Origin of the sequence: Bartonella sp. M0192, from assembly GCF_016102305.1 — a bacterium.
In the GTDB taxonomy this organism is placed as follows: Bacteria; Pseudomonadota; Alphaproteobacteria; order Rhizobiales; family Rhizobiaceae; genus Bartonella; species Bartonella apihabitans.
Map to the genome: position 1 here is coordinate 1746503 of NZ_JACFOU010000001.1, position 17668 is coordinate 1764170.

14 protein-coding genes are annotated in these 17668 nt (G+C 46.0%); 8 read left to right on the forward strand and 6 right to left on the reverse strand.

The features are described from left to right. Nucleotides 1-131: 131 nt before the first annotated feature. The 4 genes from gatA to H3S82_RS07645 all read right to left on the reverse strand — a co-directional run bounded on the left by gatA (nt 132) and on the right by H3S82_RS07645 (nt 4238). Nucleotides 132-1613, reverse strand: coding sequence for an Asp-tRNA(Asn)/Glu-tRNA(Gln) amidotransferase subunit GatA (gene gatA, locus H3S82_RS07630; protein ID WP_198232665.1), 1482 nt, complete (start codon nt 1611-1613; stop codon nt 132-134). Nucleotides 1614-1643: 30 nt separating this feature from the next. Next, nucleotides 1644-1931 carry an Asp-tRNA(Asn)/Glu-tRNA(Gln) amidotransferase subunit GatC gene (gene gatC, locus H3S82_RS07635; protein WP_077971667.1) on the reverse strand — a complete coding sequence of 96 codons (288 nt, stop codon included), beginning with the start codon at nt 1929-1931 and terminating at the stop codon, nt 1644-1646. A 594-nt stretch (nt 1932-2525) separates the two neighbouring features. Further along, nucleotides 2526-3311 (reverse strand): hypothetical protein, encoded by a 786-nt coding sequence (locus H3S82_RS07640; RefSeq protein ID WP_198232666.1) that lies wholly within the window; start codon nt 3309-3311, stop codon nt 2526-2528. A gap of 222 nt (nt 3312-3533) precedes the next feature. After that, the gene (locus H3S82_RS07645) at nt 3534-4238 is read right to left on the reverse strand and encodes a metal-dependent hydrolase (RefSeq protein WP_198232667.1); all 705 of its coding nucleotides are present in this window, start codon (nt 4236-4238) and stop codon (nt 3534-3536) included. 116 nt (nt 4239-4354) lie between these two features. Between H3S82_RS07645 and ruvX the strand changes: the two genes are divergently transcribed. Beyond that, entirely contained in the window at nt 4355-4834 is a 480-nt protein-coding gene (gene ruvX, locus H3S82_RS07650; protein WP_198232668.1) for a Holliday junction resolvase RuvX, read from the forward strand. A gap of 9 nt (nt 4835-4843) precedes the next feature. Here the strand turns inward: ruvX and H3S82_RS07655 are convergent, their stop codons facing one another. Next, on the reverse strand, nt 4844-6472 hold the full coding sequence (locus tag H3S82_RS07655) for an acyl-CoA dehydrogenase family protein (RefSeq protein WP_198232669.1): 1629 nt from the start codon (nt 6470-6472) through the stop codon (nt 4844-4846). A 143-nt stretch (nt 6473-6615) separates the two neighbouring features. Here H3S82_RS07655 and H3S82_RS07660 point away from each other — a divergent pair, with 143 nt between their 5' ends. Genes H3S82_RS07660 through dprA form a run of 4 tightly spaced genes read left to right on the forward strand, consistent with a single transcriptional unit; the run spans nt 6616 to nt 10770 of the window. Continuing rightward, nucleotides 6616-7578, forward strand: coding sequence for an aspartate carbamoyltransferase catalytic subunit (locus H3S82_RS07660; RefSeq protein WP_077971677.1), 963 nt, complete (start codon nt 6616-6618; stop codon nt 7576-7578). After that, nucleotides 7575-8873, forward strand: coding sequence for a dihydroorotase (locus tag H3S82_RS07665; protein WP_198232670.1), 1299 nt, complete (start codon nt 7575-7577; stop codon nt 8871-8873). Before H3S82_RS07660 ends, H3S82_RS07665 begins: the two co-directional genes overlap by 4 nt. Nucleotides 8874-8905: 32 nt before the next feature. Further along, complete coding sequence (plsY, locus tag H3S82_RS07670) at nt 8906-9547, forward strand: glycerol-3-phosphate 1-O-acyltransferase PlsY (RefSeq protein ID WP_198232671.1); 642 nt, start codon at nt 8906-8908, stop codon at nt 9545-9547. Nucleotides 9548-9594: 47 nt separating this feature from the next. After that, the gene (gene dprA / locus H3S82_RS07675; protein ID WP_198232672.1) at nt 9595-10770 is read left to right on the forward strand and encodes a DNA-processing protein DprA; all 1176 of its coding nucleotides are present in this window, start codon (nt 9595-9597) and stop codon (nt 10768-10770) included. Here dprA and H3S82_RS07680 read toward each other — a convergent pair. Further along, nucleotides 10751-10921, reverse strand: a complete 171-nt coding sequence (locus tag H3S82_RS07680) for a hypothetical protein (RefSeq protein ID WP_188318327.1) — start codon at nt 10919-10921, stop codon at nt 10751-10753. The genes dprA and H3S82_RS07680 overlap by 20 nt on opposite strands. A gap of 246 nt (nt 10922-11167) precedes the next feature. Here H3S82_RS07680 and topA point away from each other — a divergent pair, with 246 nt between their 5' ends. From topA to H3S82_RS07695, 3 genes are all read left to right on the forward strand, one after another. Continuing rightward, nucleotides 11168-13828: a type I DNA topoisomerase gene (gene topA, locus H3S82_RS07685; RefSeq protein WP_198232673.1), complete on the forward strand. Its 2661-nt coding sequence runs from the start codon at nt 11168-11170 to the stop codon at nt 13826-13828. Between the two features lie 30 nt (nt 13829-13858). After that, entirely contained in the window at nt 13859-16117 is a 2259-nt protein-coding gene (gene rnr, locus H3S82_RS07690; RefSeq protein ID WP_198232674.1) for a ribonuclease R, read from the forward strand. A 290-nt stretch (nt 16118-16407) separates the two neighbouring features. Further along, nucleotides 16408-17580 (forward strand): MFS transporter, encoded by a 1173-nt coding sequence (locus tag H3S82_RS07695; RefSeq protein ID WP_077971688.1) that lies wholly within the window; start codon nt 16408-16410, stop codon nt 17578-17580. Nucleotides 17581-17668: the final 88 nt, after the last annotated feature.

Sequence of the window (17668 nt, forward strand, 5' to 3'; positions counted from 1 at the left end):
TTTATTCTCTCGGCTTAGAAATTCATTGTTCCATGAGTAATGCTTGAGTAAACAAAAAACACGGCAAAATTTTTTGCCGTGTTAAGAGGAATTCATAGTGAATGCCGATATCGGCAGATATCAACGATCGTTTACCACCATTTTTGCGGAGAAAACTTGCCAGCCGCCTGTTCGATAATATTGGCTGTCTGGAATAATTGTTCCTCGCCGAAAGGCTTGCCAATGAGCTGCAAACCTAACGGTAAACCATCCTTTGATAAACCGGCCGGTAATGAAATTCCGGGGAGCCCTGCCATATTCACAGTAACTGTAAAAATGTCATTGAGATACATGGCTACAGGATCGTTTTTCAATTTTTTATCGGCAATTCCGAACGCGGCAGTTGGTGTGGCCGGAGTCAAAATGGCATCAACGCCGGCGTCAAAACATTTATCAAAATCCTGTTTGATGAGTGTACGCACTTTTTGTGCCTTAAGATAATAGGCATCATAGTAACCGGCCGACAAAACATAGGTGCCGATGAGTATACGCCGTTTGACTTCGTGTCCGAAACCTTCGGAACGGGTATTTTCATACATTTCGATAATGTCTTTGCCCGGCACCCGAAGTCCGTAACGCACACCATCATAACGAGCAAGGTTCGATGATGCTTCTGCTGGCGCAACAATATAATAGGCCGGCAATGCATATTTGGTGTGAGGAAGTGAAATATTGACGATTTCAGCCCCCGCCTCTTTCAACCAGTCTATACCTTTTTGCCAGAGTGCCGTTATCTCTTCCGACATACCGTCAACCTGATATTCCTTCGGAATACCGATTTTCATGCCCTTGACCGATTTTCCGATAGACGCTTCATAGTCGGGGACAGGCACGTTGACGGAAGTTGAATCCTTCTCGTCGAAGGAAGCCATAGATTTCAACAAAATGGCGCAATCGCGCACGTCGCGGCCAATGGGTCCCGCTTGATCAAGCGAGGAGGCAAAAGCAATGATTCCCCAACGCGAGCAACGCCCATAGGTGGGCTTGATGCCGACAGTGCCGGTAAATGCCGCAGGTTGACGAATGGAACCGCCAGTATCGGTGGCTGTTGCACCCGCGCACAAATGAGCAGCAACGGCAGCAGCCGACCCACCGGAAGAACCACCGGGCACCAGCTTTTCCTCAGAACCTTTGGCGCGCCACGGATTGACAACAGGACCATAATAGGATGTTTCGTTGGACGACCCCATTGCGAACTCGTCCATATTGAGTTTGCCGAGCATAACCGCACCATCAGCCCACAGATTGCTGGTTACAGTCGACTCATATTTCGGTTTAAAGTTGTCAAGAATATGGGAACACGCTTGGGTGTGGATATCATAAGTTGCGTAAAGATCTTTCACGCCAAGAGGAATGCCTTCAAGCGCACCCGCCTTTTTTTGGGCTATTTTTTCATCAGAGGCTTTGGCCATCTTTCGCGCATGATCGGCAGTTACCGATACATAGGCATTAATAGCGGGATTGGATGCTTCAATGGCATGAATATACGCATCCGCCAGTTCTGTTGCCTTGAATTCGCCCTTCTTGAGCGCGTCACGAGCCTCGGCAATTGTCAGCTTCGTCAAATCGGTCATATCATGCCTCAAAAATAAATATTCAAATTGCTATTCGATAACTTTTGGAACGAGGAAGAAATTGTCTTCACTCAAAGGTGCATTGGCGACAATGTCAGATGCTTTGTTTCCGTCAGTGACAACATCTTCACGTGTACGCAAAGTCATAGGAATGACGGATGTTAGCGGCTCGACATTGTCTACATTGACTTCGTCGAGCTGCTCGACAAATCCTAAAATTGCGTTCAACTCATTTGCCATACGCTCTGCTTCGTCATCTTTCACAGCAATGCGCGAAAGACGGGCAACACGTTTGACCGTTTTAATATCTACAGACATTAGGTAAATCCCGTATGAAAGACATTTTTCTCTAATGAAGCTATACAGGTCGAAGCCTCCAAGAGCAAGAAAAGACGTTCAGAAATTGAGCGTTTCACCGACTTTTGGTGTTTCTGCAACTGTTTTTCTATCTTCAATGCCAGGAACGAAGTGTTCGGTTGTTTGATCACAAGCAGGAAAAACGCTCGAATAGCATGGAATCGCGGTCTTAAAATAGAAACATATTCCACCTAAAGTCGACGATGGCTTCCGCACAATATAAACGTTACGAATGGGAATTATTCCTATTTTTGGTGCGTAGAATCCATTATCAAATTCTTCTCTCTAGAGCTTCCAAACCAAGCGGTAATTGATGGTTTAGGGTTGGGTAACTTACGCCCCGTATGCGCAGGCCAATTGTGTGGCAAACGGGGCAATGGCCCAAAACCTTGCCAAGTTAAATGTTACTTAGTCCTCGTGTATCTCTAGCATTCAAAGCCCAAGCAAAAAACGCCAGCAATGAGAGTGTCGATTGAGTTATTAAGACGGGATCATTACCCTTATCGTATTAATCTTGCTGGTGACCATAAAATCTTAATTTTTAAGAATTTGATATCAATCGAAAACACGTATTTGGCCATCATTCCAGGTACCAACATAATAACGCCCCTTGAAATAGGCTAAAGCTACAGCCCCATCTAAATTGCTAGCGAGCAGTTTTGTTTCACCTGTATCAACATTCACCAGTCGAACCGCACCTGCACCATTATCAATAACAGCAACCAAACGGTCAGAAACCGTCACAATACCCACGCCAGGTCGATTAAAGTCGGAACCTAGCTGCTTATGGATGCCTTCTGCATTAATATGCGTCAAATTCCCGCTATACTGCGAAACGACCAAATCGCCATTAGGCAATTGTGTCACACCAACGGGTAAACCAAGTTTTGATGCTACTATCTTTTTTGCACCGGTTTCAACATTGACGGAGACTATTTCGCCTGATGAACGATTGGTGACTAATAACTCACCTGTATTTGACCAAGCAATCCCCGTAGGCGTATGAAAACCGCTTGCGATTTTTGATGCATTACCGATGTTATCTATCTTTAAAAGATAATTATCCTGATAAGAAGCAACATAGATATTATCGCGACGATCAACAACAATGCCGGCTGGAGCGCTTATGCCTGAATAAACAACTTGTTGCTTTCCTTCTGTCGTTATCTTAACGACGGAATTTCCGGACCAGTTGGTAACCAACATTTCACCTTGATTGTTAAATGCAATGCCTGTCGGCGCGTTTAATGATTTAGCAACGACCTTTGTTTGAGCCATTCCAGATGTTCCATAAGTTAGAAAAATAAGTAAAAAAGCTAGTTTTACGAAGCTTTTTTTCATCGTGGTTTTCTCCCAAAAAATATTACGTGGATAATCGGTTTTCTGAAATATTGCCAGAATAGGGTAATGCATTGTTTTTTAGAGAAAATAGAAAGTCATTTGTGCTGATCTCACCTAAAGAATATTCACTGTCATAAAGCGCCAGTAAAAATTCGACCGTCTGATCCGGGGTATGATAATGAAGCTAAAGAGGTCGAAGCACTCAAGAGCAAAAAAAGACGCTCAGAAATTGAGCGTCCCACCGACTTTTGGCAATGCAACGGTCGTTTCTGTTCCTTTCATGCCTCTAACAAAACGTTCCGGCGTCTGATCAAGAACCGGAAAAGTGCCCCAGTGACAAGGTATCGCTGTCTTGAAATGGAAATAGCGTTGACATGCGAGCGCTGCAACAGCTCCCCCCATTGTGAAGAAATCGCCAACCGGCACAATGCCGATTTCCGGTTGATGCAATTCGTTAATCAACTGCATATCGGAAAAAATATCTGTGTCGCCCATGTGATAGAGTGTCGGAGCATCATTAAAATGGAACACCAGCCCGTTCGGATTGCCAAGGCATTGCGAAACACCGTTTTCGGTGAGCATGGCAGAAGAATGAATGGCATTGACAAAAGTAATGCTATAGCCGTCATGAGCCTGTGTACCGCCGGCATTACCGGGAACAACGTTTTTCACACCTTGCGATTGAAGCCATGCAGCAAGATCGGCATTTGCTGTCACCGGTACATTTTTTTCCTTTGCAATGGCAATTGTATCTCCGACATGATCACTATGACCATGCGTGAGGGCTATATGGGTTACACCTTCGACAGCCTTTTTGATATTGAGGTCTTTTGCCGCCGGATTACCGGTCAAAAAAGGATCTATAAGAATAACCGCTTTACCAACTTCGACGCGAAAGGCTGCGTGCCCGAGCCATGTAATTTTCATGCCACTACCCTTGTTTTTTATTGGAAGTTCCATCTTTTAACGTATATTGAACGCAAAATCCTAAAATGCCAAGTACCTGCTTATGTGAGCGGGATATTTCATAAAGGCGAGCCTCAATGCCGGTTATAGATATTACTGAAATTCCTGATCTCGGTCTTAAGGACAAAAATATTATAGGCCTTGATTTGGGGACAAAAACGATAGGCATCGCTATATCCGATCTTGGTTGGCGTTTTGCCACCCCTCGCCCCGTCTTGAAACGCAAAAAATTCTCTATTGACGCTCAAGAGCTTCTGAAAATTTTTCTTGAAGAAAACATTGGCGTTGCAATTATCGGCCTTCCAAAAAACATGGATGGCACGAGTGGCCCACGCGTTCAGGCAACGCGTGCTTTTGTCCATAATATGAACAGCTTGACGCCGATTCCTTTTGTGTTCTGGGATGAGCGGCTATCAACAGTGGCGGCGGAACGCGGCCTTCTCGAAATGGATGTTTCGCGTGCAAAACGTGCCGTCAGAATTGATTCAGCGGCAGCCGCTTTTATTTTACAAGGAGCACTCGACAGGCTTCAAAGTTTGGCTCGAACTTTAAAATAAAGGTTTATCTCAAACTGCGGGATAAAGCGTATCCAATATATGTCCGGCGTGATGACGCGCACTCAACATCCCGTAAGACGAACGCCATTGCCCACCAAGGCGACTTTCAATATAGGCGGCTGTGATATGGGGCATATCTGCCTGTTGCAAGGCAGCAGCAGCACCCGCATAAGCCATTTGTTCGATAAATAGCCGTCCGGCACCAATGTCGCTGATGGCAACTTGAGCTGCTGCATGTAATATTTCAACAGTTTTGGGACCGGCGGCGCCAATATCACGGCCGATCTGGTCAAGTAGCCCTTGGAAAAGTCCCGGCGCCCTTTCACCTAAACGGATGGTATCAACCACAATGTCATTTCCGCCGTTTCCTTTTATCGTGCGCATTGGAGCGTCAACAAGCATTCTCGCCAAGCGGCTATCAAACATAAATGCCTGTGCACCCATTTGCGCTATAATTTCTCCGATAACCGGAACGACCAATTCGTTGATATGAATTGCTACAATCGGCGTCATGATACGGGCAAACGCAGCTTCCGCCCTATTTGAAGCAGCGTTATCAAAAGCACGAGCAAGCCTCATCACCAAACATTGCGAAGCGACGACATCGAGTGCCAAATCGGCAAAAACCCGTTCTGTCAAAGGCGGCAAAACCTGCCTTGGATTGAAGCGCCGGAAAAACAATATGCCACTTTGCAACGCCGCTCTTAGTACACCAGCCGAAATAACCGCCTGGTCAAAACGTGTCATGGTTTCGACATCTCTTATGACCTTATCTCCTTCACCGATTTTACCGATGAGCCAGCCAAGGCTGTCGTGGAAAGTAACTTGGCCTTCGGGGGCAGAACATTCACCGGCGCGATGGATAAGAAAATCTACTGAAAGATCTCCGTTCAAAGTGCCATTTTCGAGAAAACGGGAAATAAAAAAGCAACATTTCTGGCCGCCTACTTCCGCCGTTACGAAATAGCCGTCCGACATCGGATTTAAAACCGACTGTTTCACTGCGTCGATGCGATAAAGATCACGTCCATTTGCCGCGTCGAAGGAGATACGCGTTGCCGTTGAAACATGGGGGATATTTTGCAAGTTATTCTTTATATCGTCACATGCGAAAGTCAGTATTGCCGACCGTTTTGCGGAAACAGGACGAGAAGAATAATCGTGTTGACGTGATAATAAAGCATTTTGCCATTTGGCAAATAGATCGGATTCGCCAATTAAAGCGGAAATACCTGCGCTTGTTGATGTGATTTCATTTAAGTGTCCGGTTTCAAGACCGGCCATCAGAAAAAGTCTGATGGCTCGTGATTGGTAGCGAACACCATTTTCAGCCGGTCCATTCTCCCACAACGAAGAACAAAGCCCTGCCTGACGTGAGCGACGTAGCAGCGCATGATAGGCAGGATGCGTTTCCAATTGTTGTATGCCATCACCCCATTCGTTCTCCCGTCTCAATATCGGGCGATGGATATTGGCCAACCTTGCAAGATCTTGCGCCTCACGACTGGCAACAAATGCGCCGATTTCCTCGAATCCCGCGAGCAACGGCGTCGGCAAGAGCGACGAAAAACGGAACAAAACCGCATCGTCCAAAAACGCATTTTTTCGCATTATATTCTGGTTAGGCAAAGTGCTCACAATTTTTTCCCGAATTTCATTTCAAGTCAAATATATAGATCAAACCATATAAACACATTTAGTTCTCGTGCGGTTAAATCAGACATTGCATAAAAAGCAAGCCTTGTTGTAGTGTCAGTCAGTTTCTTCAGGAAATTTTCATCATGACACAAACAACATCTTTCCCCATTTTTCCCCACCGGCATCTTTTAGGCATTAAAGGCTTAACTGCGCACGACCTGACAACATTGATCGACCGTGCTGATGCCAATGTCGCAATATCGCGACAACTTGACAAGAAAAAAACGTCCATGCGCGGGCGAACACAAATTAATCTTTTTTTTGAAAATTCGACCCGGACACAATCCTCGTTCGAACTTGCAGGAAAAAGGCTCGGAGCCGACGTGATGAATATGGCGGTAAGCCATTCGTCGGTAAAAAAGGGCGAAACGCTTATTGATACAGCAATGACGTTAAATGCCATGCATCCCGATATTCTCGTCATTCGGCACAAATCCGGCGGTGCGGCCGCATTGCTTGCACAGAAAGTGAGTTGCTCGGTAGTCAATGCCGGTGACGGCGCCCATGAACACCCCACACAGGCGTTGCTTGACGCTTTGACAATCCGGCGTGCAAAAGGACGAATCGATGGTTTGACTGTGGCTATCTGTGGCGACATTTTGCATTCGCGTGTGGCCCGCTCCAATATCCTCAGTCTCAATGCACTAGGAGCTCGTGTGCGTGCTGTTGCCCCCACAACGCTTCTTCCCAATGAAATAGACAATATGAGTGTGGATGTTTTTACAAACATGCAGGAGGGGATAAAAGATGCAGATGTTGTTATGATGCTTCGTCTGCAGCGCGAACGCATGTCGGGGGCGTTTATTCCTTCCGTTAGAGAATATTTCCGCTTTTTCGGGCTTGATAAACAAAAACTCGGACTGGCAAAAAAAGATTGTATTGTTATGCATCCCGGACCGATTAATCGGGGAGTAGAAATTGCATCCGACATTGCTGATGGTCCGCAAAGTGTTATCCACACACAAGTTGAAATGGGAGTTGCTGTCAGAATGGCTGTTATCGAGGCTCTTTTGGATCCGCGTCGCAGCGAAGGAGAAAATCAATGACGCAGTCGATCGTTTACCAAAATGCCCGTATCGTTGATCCGTCATGTGACAAAGACGAAATAGGAACGCTCATCGTCGTTGATGGTATTATAAAAGCTTGTGGTGCTGCGGCTCAAAATCAGGGAACGCCTGAAGGGGCAGAGGTTTTTGATGCCCAAGGAAAGGCAATCCTGCCAGGACTGGTTGATGCCCGCGTTTACGTCGGTGAACCCGGTAACGAACATCGCGAGACGATCCGCTCGGCAAGCAATTCCGCGGCTGCGGGCGGCGTTACGTCTTTTGTTATGATGCCAGACACCCATCCGGTCATTGACGATGTCGCGCTTGTCGAATTTGTAAAACAGACCGCTCGCGATAATGCCTGTGTTCATGTTTATCCTTCGGCGGCAATTACAAAGCAACTGGCCGGTCAGGAAATGACCGAATTCGGGCTGCTAAAAGAATCCGGCGCCATCGCTTTTACCGACGGTCATCAAACAATCGAAAATTCTTTGGTTCTCAGGCGTGCCATGACTTACGCTCATGACTTTGATGCGCTCATTATCCACGAAACGCAGGACAAGTGGCTGACAGGTACAGGCGTTATGAATGAAGGGCTGCTTTCAAGCTGGCTTGGCCTTGCGGGTATTCCCAAAGAGGCGGAAGTGATTCCGCTGGAAAGAGATTTGCGTTTGGCCGCTTTGACGGGGTGTCGTTATCATGCAGCCGAATTGTCCACTGCAATGTCGGCAGATGCCATGCGTCAGGCAAAACAGAAATTGAATAATGTAACAGCCGGAGTATCAATCAATAATCTGACATTGAATGAAAATGACATTGGCGAATATCGGACATTTTTCCGCCTTTCGCCGCCGCTCAGATCAGAAGATGATCGCCATGCTATGATTGAAGCTGTCCGCGATGGAACGATCGATATGATTGTATCAAGCCATGATCCTCAAGGTGCTGATACAAAACGTTTACCTTTCGAAGATGCAGAAGCCGGTGCTGTGGGTATGGAGACGTTACTTGCTGCCGCTTTGCGACTCTATCACGATCAATCGTTATCACTTATAAAAATTGCCGCTTTGCTCTCTACCAATCCGGCAAAGATTCTGGAAATCGACGCGGGCAGTCTAAAACCCGGAAAAGCTGCCGATTTCATATTGGTTGATCTCGACGACCCTTGGGTTTTAACTCTTGATATGCTGCATTCTCGTTCAAAAAATACCCCGTTCGAGAATGCACGTTTTCAAGGACATGTGCTAAAAACCTACGTGTCGGGAAAAATGGTATACCAATATCAGAACTCTTGAATTGAACGGCAAAACTAAAAAAGGGTAACTCCATGGCCGACATCGGTTTATCTCCCAAAATGGTCTCATGGTTGACATTGATTATATGCTATCTCGTCGGCTCTATTCCCTTCGGACTGCTATTCACCCGATTGGCTGGCCTTGGAGATGTCCGTAAAATCGGTTCGGGTAATATTGGTGCTACGAATGTTTTACGCACCGGTAACAAGAAAATCGCACTGCTGACGCTTTTATGCGACATGTTTAAAGGCACTCTTGCGGTTTATATTGCCGCTTTCTTATCGTCATTGGATTATAACAATATTGTCGTTGTTGCGTTGGGTGGTTTTGCGGCCTTTATAGGTCATATCTATCCGATCTGGCTCAAATTCAAGGGTGGTAAAGGTGTTGCAACCTATCTCGGCGTTTGTCTGGGATTTTTTCCACCCGCTGCACTGGTGTTTATCTGTGTTTGGCTGCTTACCGCATTTATTACCCGTTATTCTTCACTTTCTGCGCTTTTTGCAGTCATTCTTGTTCCGGTTTTCATCATACTTTTCATGGATAACCCATCCCAGAAACTCTTTGCTATTGTTCTTTCGGTAATGAGTTTAATCGTTATTTTGAAACATCATACCAATATACGACGTTTAATGACTGGGACAGAAAGCAAAATCGGTTCTAAAAAATCATAGTAGGACAAAAACATAGCGGGAAAAAATAGCGGGAAGTTGCAATTCAGATGGAAAAACGTAAAGGGATACCCCTTACCGATATGCAGCGCCTCCATTGGCTGCAATTGATACGTAGTGAAAATGTGGGAGCTGTTACGTTCATTGATCTTATCGAACATTTCGGTTCGGCAGGTGAAGCCCTTATTGCACTTCCGGAACTGAGTTCCAAAGGGGGCAGAGGAAAGCCTATCAGGATCGCCAGTCGTGAAGATGCAGAGCGCGAACTCGAACTTGCGGAAAAAATCGGCGCACGTTTTATCGGCTTGGGTGAGCCCGATTATCCTCCCTATTTGCGGGCAATCGAAGCACCTCCCCCTCTCATTTTGTTAAAAGGAAATTGTGATTGTTTTTTTTCTCCCTCTGTGGGTATCGTAGGCTCGCGAAATGCATCGGCCGGCGGGAAAAAACTGACAACACTGTTTGCCAATCAGTTGGGGAAAACGGGTTTCACAACAATTTCCGGTTTAGCCCGTGGAATTGATACAGCCGCTCATTATGCGAGCATTGATACCGGAACAATTGCAGTGATGGCCGGTGGAATTGACCATATATATCCGCCGGAAAATAAAGAGTTGTATTTCACCATATTGGATAAAGGCGGGGCGATCGTCAGCGAAATGCCCATTGGAACTCAACCCAGAGCTCAGGATTTTCCCCGACGCAACAGAATTATTGCCGGAATGTCACTTGGACTTCTGGTATGTGAAGCAGCAACCCGTTCAGGCTCCCTGATTACTGCCCGATTGGCTGCTGAAATGGGGCGCATCGTTTTTGCAATACCGGGTTCTCCGTTAGATCCACGTGCACAGGGCACAAATAATCTAATTAAAGAAGGTGCACTGCTTGTCACCCGTCCGGAAGACATCACAGAAACACTCACACCTTTATCTCCATCACAAGATAATAGGCAATTAGCGATATTCGGTGATACCGACGAAAACTATACAGAGCTTCCACAAACACCGGTTTTAGATAAAAATGCAATTGACAGAATAGATAAAGACCGTGACGCTGTGTTAAATGCTCTTTCTACAGCACCGATTGACCTGGAGACGCTCAGCCTTGCATCCGAAGTCCCGATTGACCAAATCTATCTCATTCTGGTCGAATTGGATCTGGCGGGAAAACTTGTCCGCCACAGTGGCGGCATGGTTTCAATTGCTGTCACTGATTTTTCTGACTAGACTCGCTATTTTTTAGAATATTTTGTCCTTCTTTGGCGACCATGTCCAACAAAAATGCCAAAAACGGCGAATCGACATTTATTGCCATCTCGTTCATTTGTTTAGACATATCAGTTATATAGCCTATGATTTTCAAGCGTTCTATAGACATGTAACTTCTCCTCGTTACGTTAATTCTCCTTATGTTTTATTGATCTGGAGCCAACGTAAAAATTTTCATGGTCAACGCGTCATTTTTAATGATTGTTAGTGAGATTTATTATAATAACGTGTACTTTTTCATAGTGCAATCATTAGTTGCATATACGTTTTTTTTTCATTTAGCCTTGACCAAAGCTATCAAGCCGGTCAATTGAGAGGGGATAAAAATCATTGGTTCAGGGAAACGGATATCATTATGGATGTTGTCGTAGTCGAATCACCGGCAAAAGCTAAAACGATCAATAAATATCTAGGACCCAATTATAAAGTGCTGGCGTCTTTCGGGCATGTGCGTGATCTACCGGCAAAAGACGGGTCGGTATTGCCGGATCAGGATTTTGCGATGAAGTGGGACACCAGCTCTACCGGTGCAAAACGTCTCGCTGAAATATCGAAAGCTTTGAAAGACGCCGATGGCCTTATTCTGGCAACCGACCCTGACCGTGAAGGTGAGGCCATTTCCTGGCATGTTCTCGATGTTTTGCAGCATAAAAAGTTATTAAAGGGCAAACCCGTTAAACGGGTCGTCTTTAACGCCATTACAAAACATGCCATTCTGGAAGCAATGAAGCACCCGCGTGATATAGATATTCCGCTGGTTGATGCATATATGGCAAGACGTGCACTCGATTATCTCGTAGGTTTCACGTTATCGCCTGTGCTTTGGCGAAAACTGCCGGGAGCGCGTTCTGCCGGTCGTGTACAGTCTGTTGCATTGCGTCTTGTTTGCGACCGTGAGTCGGAAATTGAACATTTCAAGCGCGAAGATTATTGGTCAATAGAAGCTAAACTAGCCACTCAAGCTGATGAAAGTTTCATGGCAAGATTAACTGCATTCAACCAGAAAAAGCTCGCGAAACTTGATATAAAGAGCGAACAACAAGCTGAAACCATTCGCAGCATGCTGGATGGCGCCGATTATCGCACCACAAGTGTCGAATCAAAGCCGACCAAGCGTAATCCGGTTCCCCCTTTTACAACGTCAACATTGCAACAAGCTGCTTCCTCGAAGCTTGGTTTTTCAGCTTCACGCACAATGCAGATTGCCCAAAAGCTCTATGAAGGAATTGATATAGGCGGAGAGACAACTGGCCTTATCACCTATATGCGTACCGATGGTGTTCAAATCGCACCGGAAGCAATTGATGCGGCAAGAAATGCAATTCAAGACACATTCGGCGAAAAATATGTGCCCGAAAAGCCACGTTTTTATTCTACCAAGGCGAAAAACGCCCAAGAAGCTCACGAAGCCATTCGCCCGACAGATTTCAAAAGAAAACCTGACGATATCAGGAAATATCTCGATAACGATCAATTCAAGCTTTATGAACTCGTCTGGAAAAGAGCTATTGCAAGCCAGATGAAGCCCGCCGATATCGAAAGGACAACTGTCGAAATCGAAGCTATCAAAGGTTCTGATCGTGCAAATTTGAGAGCCGTCGGGTCTGTGATAAAATTCGACGGTTTCATCGCCGCTTATCTTGATCAAAAAGACGATGACGCGGCTGATGGGGACGATTCCGTACGACTTCCGGAAATGGCAGCAGACGAAAAGCTGAAAAAAGTTTCCATTGAATCTCTGAAACACACAACCGAGCCCCCTGCCCGCTACACCGAAGCAACGCTTATTAAAAAGTTGGAAGAACTGGGAATTGGTCGTCCGTCAACATACGCGTCTACGCTCGGAACATTGCGCGACCGTGATTATGTCACGATTGAAAAACGTAAACTTATTCCGCAAGCCAAAGGGCGTATTGTTACAGCTTTCCTTGAAAATTTCTTCAACCGCTATGTGGAATATGATTTTACTGCCGATCTTGAAGAAAAGCTGGATTTGATTTCCGATGGCAAACTTTCATGGAAAGACGTTTTGCGCGAATTTTGGGACGCTTTTAATGCCTCGGTCGCCGACATTAAAGAATTGCGGGTAAGCAATGTCCTTGATGTATTGAATGATGCACTTGCTCCACTTGCATTTCCGCCCCGGGAAGATGGCAGTGATCCACGCTCCTGTCCGCTTTGCCATGAAGGTCGCTTGTCACTCAAACTCGGTCGTTACGGCGCATTTGTCGGCTGCTCGAATTATCCCGAATGCAAATATACAAGGCAATTGGGGAGTGACGACACTTCCAACGGCGAAAACGCGCAAATCGATGGACCGACAATACTTGGAAAAGATCCCGATACGGGCGAAGATGTGACACTCAAAATCGGTCGCTTCGGCCCCTATGTTGAGTGTAAACATGGCGAGGAATTGAAACGCGCCGGTTTGCCAAAAAGCTGGACACCGAACGAAGTCAATCTGGAAAAAGCTCTGGCACTCTTATCCTTGCCAAGAGAAGTTGGTATCCACCCCGAAAATGGTAAGCCGATTATGGCCGCAATTGGTCGATATGGACCTTACGTCTCCTGTGACGGGCAATATGCCAACCTTGAAACACCCGAAGAAGTGTTTGACATCGGCATCAATCGGGCTGTTACTGTTCTGGCAGAAAAACAGGCACGTGGTGGCTCTCGCCGTGGTTCCATACCGAAAGCTCTGGCAACACTTGGAGAACATCCGGAAGGTGGAGAGGTAACTGTACGTGATGGGCGCTATGGACCATATGTCAATTGGGGAAAAATCAATGCGACGTTACCAAAGGGCAAAGATCCGGCATCTGTGACCTTGGCTGAAGCTTTGGAACTTATTGCACAAAAAGCAGCCTCTCCCAAAAATGGCCGTAAAGCTGCTGTAAAAAAATCACAAGCGAAAGCCGGAACGACAAAAAAAACTGCCACAAAAAAAAGTGCCACAAAAAAAACGACGGCAAAAACTGCCGCAAGCAAAAAGACAACCTCCAAAAAAGGTGAATAACCCGTCAAACGGCGGGATGGAAAACAAGCTATGAAACAACATCCCGACGTTAACCGGAAAAGTTCCCATCTCCCCACAAAGGATGATATTCTCTCTTTCATTCGGGAAAACCCGAATTTGTCGGGAAAGCGGGAACTTGCCAAAGCTTTCAACCTCAAGGGCAATGCGCGAATTTGGCTAAAAGACCTTCTACGTGAACTCAAAGCCGAAGGCGTTGTTGCCAAACAGCGTAACAAAATAGTTCCCAAACACACTCTGCCTCCTGTTACGCTTATCGATATTAAAGGTCGCGATCGCGACGGCGGTTTTATTGCCTTTCCGAGCGACTGGGATGGCGAAGATGCGCCCATTGTCTCGCTCCATCCGGCAAAACACACGAAAGGACCTGCAATTGGCGTAGGGGATAGAGTTCTAGCCAAAATTTTTCGTAACAAAAGAAAAGATGGCCCCGCTTATACCGCGCGCGCAATCAAAAAAATCGATAAACAGGAACTCACTACAATGGGAGTTCTTCGTGATATCGGCAAAGGTAAATGGCGTTTGGAGCCGATCGACCGGAAAGCTTCCGAAATTGCTGTCGATTTGCCACCGGATAGTGAAGCAAAATCCGGCGATCTCGTGGAAGTCGAAATCGGGCGCGACAAGCATTACGGTTTAAAGCGCGGAAAAGTAACTGCAATTCTCGGCAGTATCGATAGCGAAAAAGCATTGTCAATGATTGCGATTATCTCGCATGATATCCCTTATGTTTTCCCTGAACGTGTACTTGCAGAGGCAGAAGCTGCAAAACCCGCTACGATGGACAATCGTGAAGATTGGCGCGATCTTCCGCTCGTTACTATTGATCCGGAAGATGCAAAAGATCACGATGATGCGGTTTACGCCGAAATGGATACTAGCGAGGACAATAAAGGTGGCTTTATTGTCGTAGTCGCGATTGCCGATGTCGGTTATTACGTCCGGCCCGATAGTGCACTTGATAAAGAAGCACTGAAACGCGGCAATTCGGTTTATTTTCCCGATCGCGTTGTGCCGATGTTGCCGGAACGCATTTCCAACAATCTATGTTCTCTACGAGAAGGAGAAGACCGTCCGGCTATCGCGGTGCGAATGATTTTTGATGATCAGGGGAAAAAACGAAACCATAGTTTTCACCGCGTCATGATGCGTTCTGCCGCAAAACTCTCTTATGTGCAGACACAAAAAGCAATAGACGGAAAGCCGGATGAAAAGACGTCTCCGATAGTTGAAAATGTTTTAAAGCCTCTTTGGGCAGCCTATGATGCATTAAAAAAGGCGCGCGACAAACGACAGCCGCTGGAACTCGATCTTCCTGAACGGAAAATTATTCTTGACGAAAGCGGCCGCATCAAAGATGTGGTTGTCCCGCCGCGGCTTGATGCCCATAAGCTTATTGAAGAATTTATGATTCAAGCCAATGTCTCGGCCGCCGAAACTCTCAAATCTAAGCACCAGCCTCTGATTTATCGTATTCACGACCAGCCTTCGCTTGCAAAACAGGAAGGATTGCGCGAATTTTTGCATTCGCTTGGTTTATCGCTCTCACGAAGCGCCGAACTGACACCCGAACGCTTCAACAAAATCCTCGAGCGTGTAAAAGATACAGACCAGCAAGAGCTCGTCAATCAAGTGGTTTTGCGTACACAATCGCAAGCGGAATATGCTCCCGAAAACATAGGTCATTTCGGGCTCAATTTACGTAATTATGCACATTTTACGTCTCCCATTCGCCGTTATGCGGACTTGACTGTCCACCGTGCTCTCATTCGTTCATTGAAGTTCGGCAATGATGGTTTAACGGATGAAGAAGAAAAAAATCTTGATGAAATTGCTGTTGCAATTTCTCTCACCGAACGCCGTGCAATGGCCGCAGAACGGGAAACGATAGATCGCCTTGTTGCTCACTTTCTTGCCGATAAGATAGGAGCTGAATTTACAGGTCGTATCGCCGGTGTAACAAAATCCGGTTTATTCATATCGCTTGACCGCCTCGGGGCCGACGGCTTCACGCCCATTTCAACTCTGGCAACAGACTATTATATTTTTGATGAAGCCAGACACGCTTTGATCGGCCAAAAGAGCCATAAAGGCTACCAATTGGGTGACAGCGTCCATGTGCGTCTTGTCGAAGCCCAGCCAATTGCCGGCGCGTTACGCTTCGAGATGTTGAGCTCTCCAAGACCCATGGCATTTTCGCCCGTATCTCATCATAAAGCCAAAACAGGTGCACGCCGTTTTAACCGTTCAGCACGAAAAAGCAGAGCGTAAACCAATGAGGGGTTTGTTCAGTGATTTCCGGTTTTGTTAATGAACCGAAATTATCAAGTCAATTAACAAAGATTAGAGCGTGATCATTGCGGCAACAAATAATTATCAAACATCCCGAAAATTGACTTGAACAAACAGAATAGGTAAATTTGACCGTAACTATAATTATGCAAAGAAACGCATAAAAAACAAAGAAGGATTGATCAGCCTTATTCTAACCTCCCAAGCGATTTTGAAAGATAACGCTTTCCTTTTCCCGATTATTATAAGAGATAACCAGTTATTCTATCATGCAGCCTGATCATCCCTCACAGAATTTGAAGCCATGGCGCGCAATATTTGCCGCCACTGCTACGATTGGTGCAGTGGGTATGGCATTGGGGCTCGGGACCCAACTCATTTCTATTCTCATGGCTGCCCGTGGTTTTTCCAGTAGCGTAATAGGTTACAGCGGAACTGTGGGCGGCATCGCTACAATTATTGCTGCCGTTTTTACAGCACGAATTGCTAAAAAACTCGGTGTCGCACGTTCCATATTGACGATGATGTGCGTCGGATGCGCAAGCTTTTTAGGATTTTATTATTTCGAGTCGATTTTTATCTGGTTCGTTTTGCGCTTCACCTTACATTTTGCCATTACGGTGATGTTTATCCTTTCCGAATTTTGGGTAAACAGCTCGGCTCCTCCAGCTAAACGCGGCACGATTCTTGCGATATATGCGATTACACTCGGTCTAGGTTTTACTATTGGCCCTACCCTTCTTGCCCATGTAGGAAGTCAGGGTTTTACTCCATTCGGCACGGCCTGTATTCTGATTGCTCTGGCAGCAATCCCGATTGTTATTGCCTGGAACTTAAGCCCGACATTCAAGGATAGCGACCACGTTGCTTTTATCCGTTATATTTTTGCTGTGCCAAGTTCAACTATGGCCGTACTGGTTTACGGTGCAATACAAATGGGCGCATTGACGCTTATTACCCCCTTCAGTCTGAATCTCGGCTATAGCGAGGGTGAAGCTGCCAAATTCATGTCCATACTTGCGTTGGGAAATGTTCTGCTGCTTATTCCGATAGGCATTATCAGCGATTTTGTTACGGACAGACGCTATCCTTTGATGGGCTGTGCAATCATCGGCTTGATCGGGACAATATTGATTCCCTGGATTGCAGAGGTCAAATGGCTGCTTACCCTTGATCTTTTTATTTTGGGGGGAGTTTCGGCTGGCCTCTATACAATAGGTCTGGCGCAACTTGGAGCACGTCTCAAGGGATTCGAACTTGCTGCAGCCAATTCAGCCTTTATTTTTTGCTATGGCATCGGAATGCTTGTCGGACCAACGGCAATCGGAAAAGCGATGGATCTGTTTCCACCTTTCGGTTTTTCGAACACAATGGCCACATTTTTCGGACTTTATATCATTTTAGTGGTCTCAAGAGTTGTGTTAAAGCTAATCCGCTCTTGACTTTTTGTACAACATCCTTAGTGTCGCGGCAAAATCCACGTGAACCGGAACGATATATCCGGTTTGAAGGTGGTCGTTTTATTTTTAG

What these genes read in the sequence shown, in the direction of transcription:
- H3S82_RS07640 (WP_198232666.1), bottom strand. Translation starts at nt 3,311, where the DNA reads ATGAAAAAAAGCTTCGTAAAACTAGCTTTTTTACTTATTTTTCTAACT.
- dprA (WP_198232672.1), top strand. Translation starts at nt 9,595, where the DNA reads ATGGAAAAACGTAAAGGGATACCCCTTACCGATATGCAGCGCCTCCAT.
- H3S82_RS07645 (WP_198232667.1), bottom strand. Translation starts at nt 4,238, where the DNA reads ATGAAAATTACATGGCTCGGGCACGCAGCCTTTCGCGTCGAAGTTGGT.
- gatA (WP_198232665.1), bottom strand. Translation starts at nt 1,613, where the DNA reads ATGACCGATTTGACGAAGCTGACAATTGCCGAGGCTCGTGACGCGCTC.
- H3S82_RS07695 (WP_077971688.1), top strand. Translation starts at nt 16,408, where the DNA reads ATGCAGCCTGATCATCCCTCACAGAATTTGAAGCCATGGCGCGCAATA.
- topA (WP_198232673.1), top strand. Translation starts at nt 11,168, where the DNA reads ATGGATGTTGTCGTAGTCGAATCACCGGCAAAAGCTAAAACGATCAAT.
- rnr (WP_198232674.1), top strand. Translation starts at nt 13,859, where the DNA reads ATGAAACAACATCCCGACGTTAACCGGAAAAGTTCCCATCTCCCCACA.
- plsY (WP_198232671.1), top strand. Translation starts at nt 8,906, where the DNA reads ATGGCCGACATCGGTTTATCTCCCAAAATGGTCTCATGGTTGACATTG.
- gatC (WP_077971667.1), bottom strand. Translation starts at nt 1,931, where the DNA reads ATGTCTGTAGATATTAAAACGGTCAAACGTGTTGCCCGTCTTTCGCGC.
- H3S82_RS07665 (WP_198232670.1), top strand. Translation starts at nt 7,575, where the DNA reads ATGACGCAGTCGATCGTTTACCAAAATGCCCGTATCGTTGATCCGTCA.
- H3S82_RS07680 (WP_188318327.1), bottom strand. Translation starts at nt 10,921, where the DNA reads ATGTCTATAGAACGCTTGAAAATCATAGGCTATATAACTGATATGTCT.
- ruvX (WP_198232668.1), top strand. Translation starts at nt 4,355, where the DNA reads ATGCCGGTTATAGATATTACTGAAATTCCTGATCTCGGTCTTAAGGAC.
- H3S82_RS07660 (WP_077971677.1), top strand. Translation starts at nt 6,616, where the DNA reads ATGACACAAACAACATCTTTCCCCATTTTTCCCCACCGGCATCTTTTA.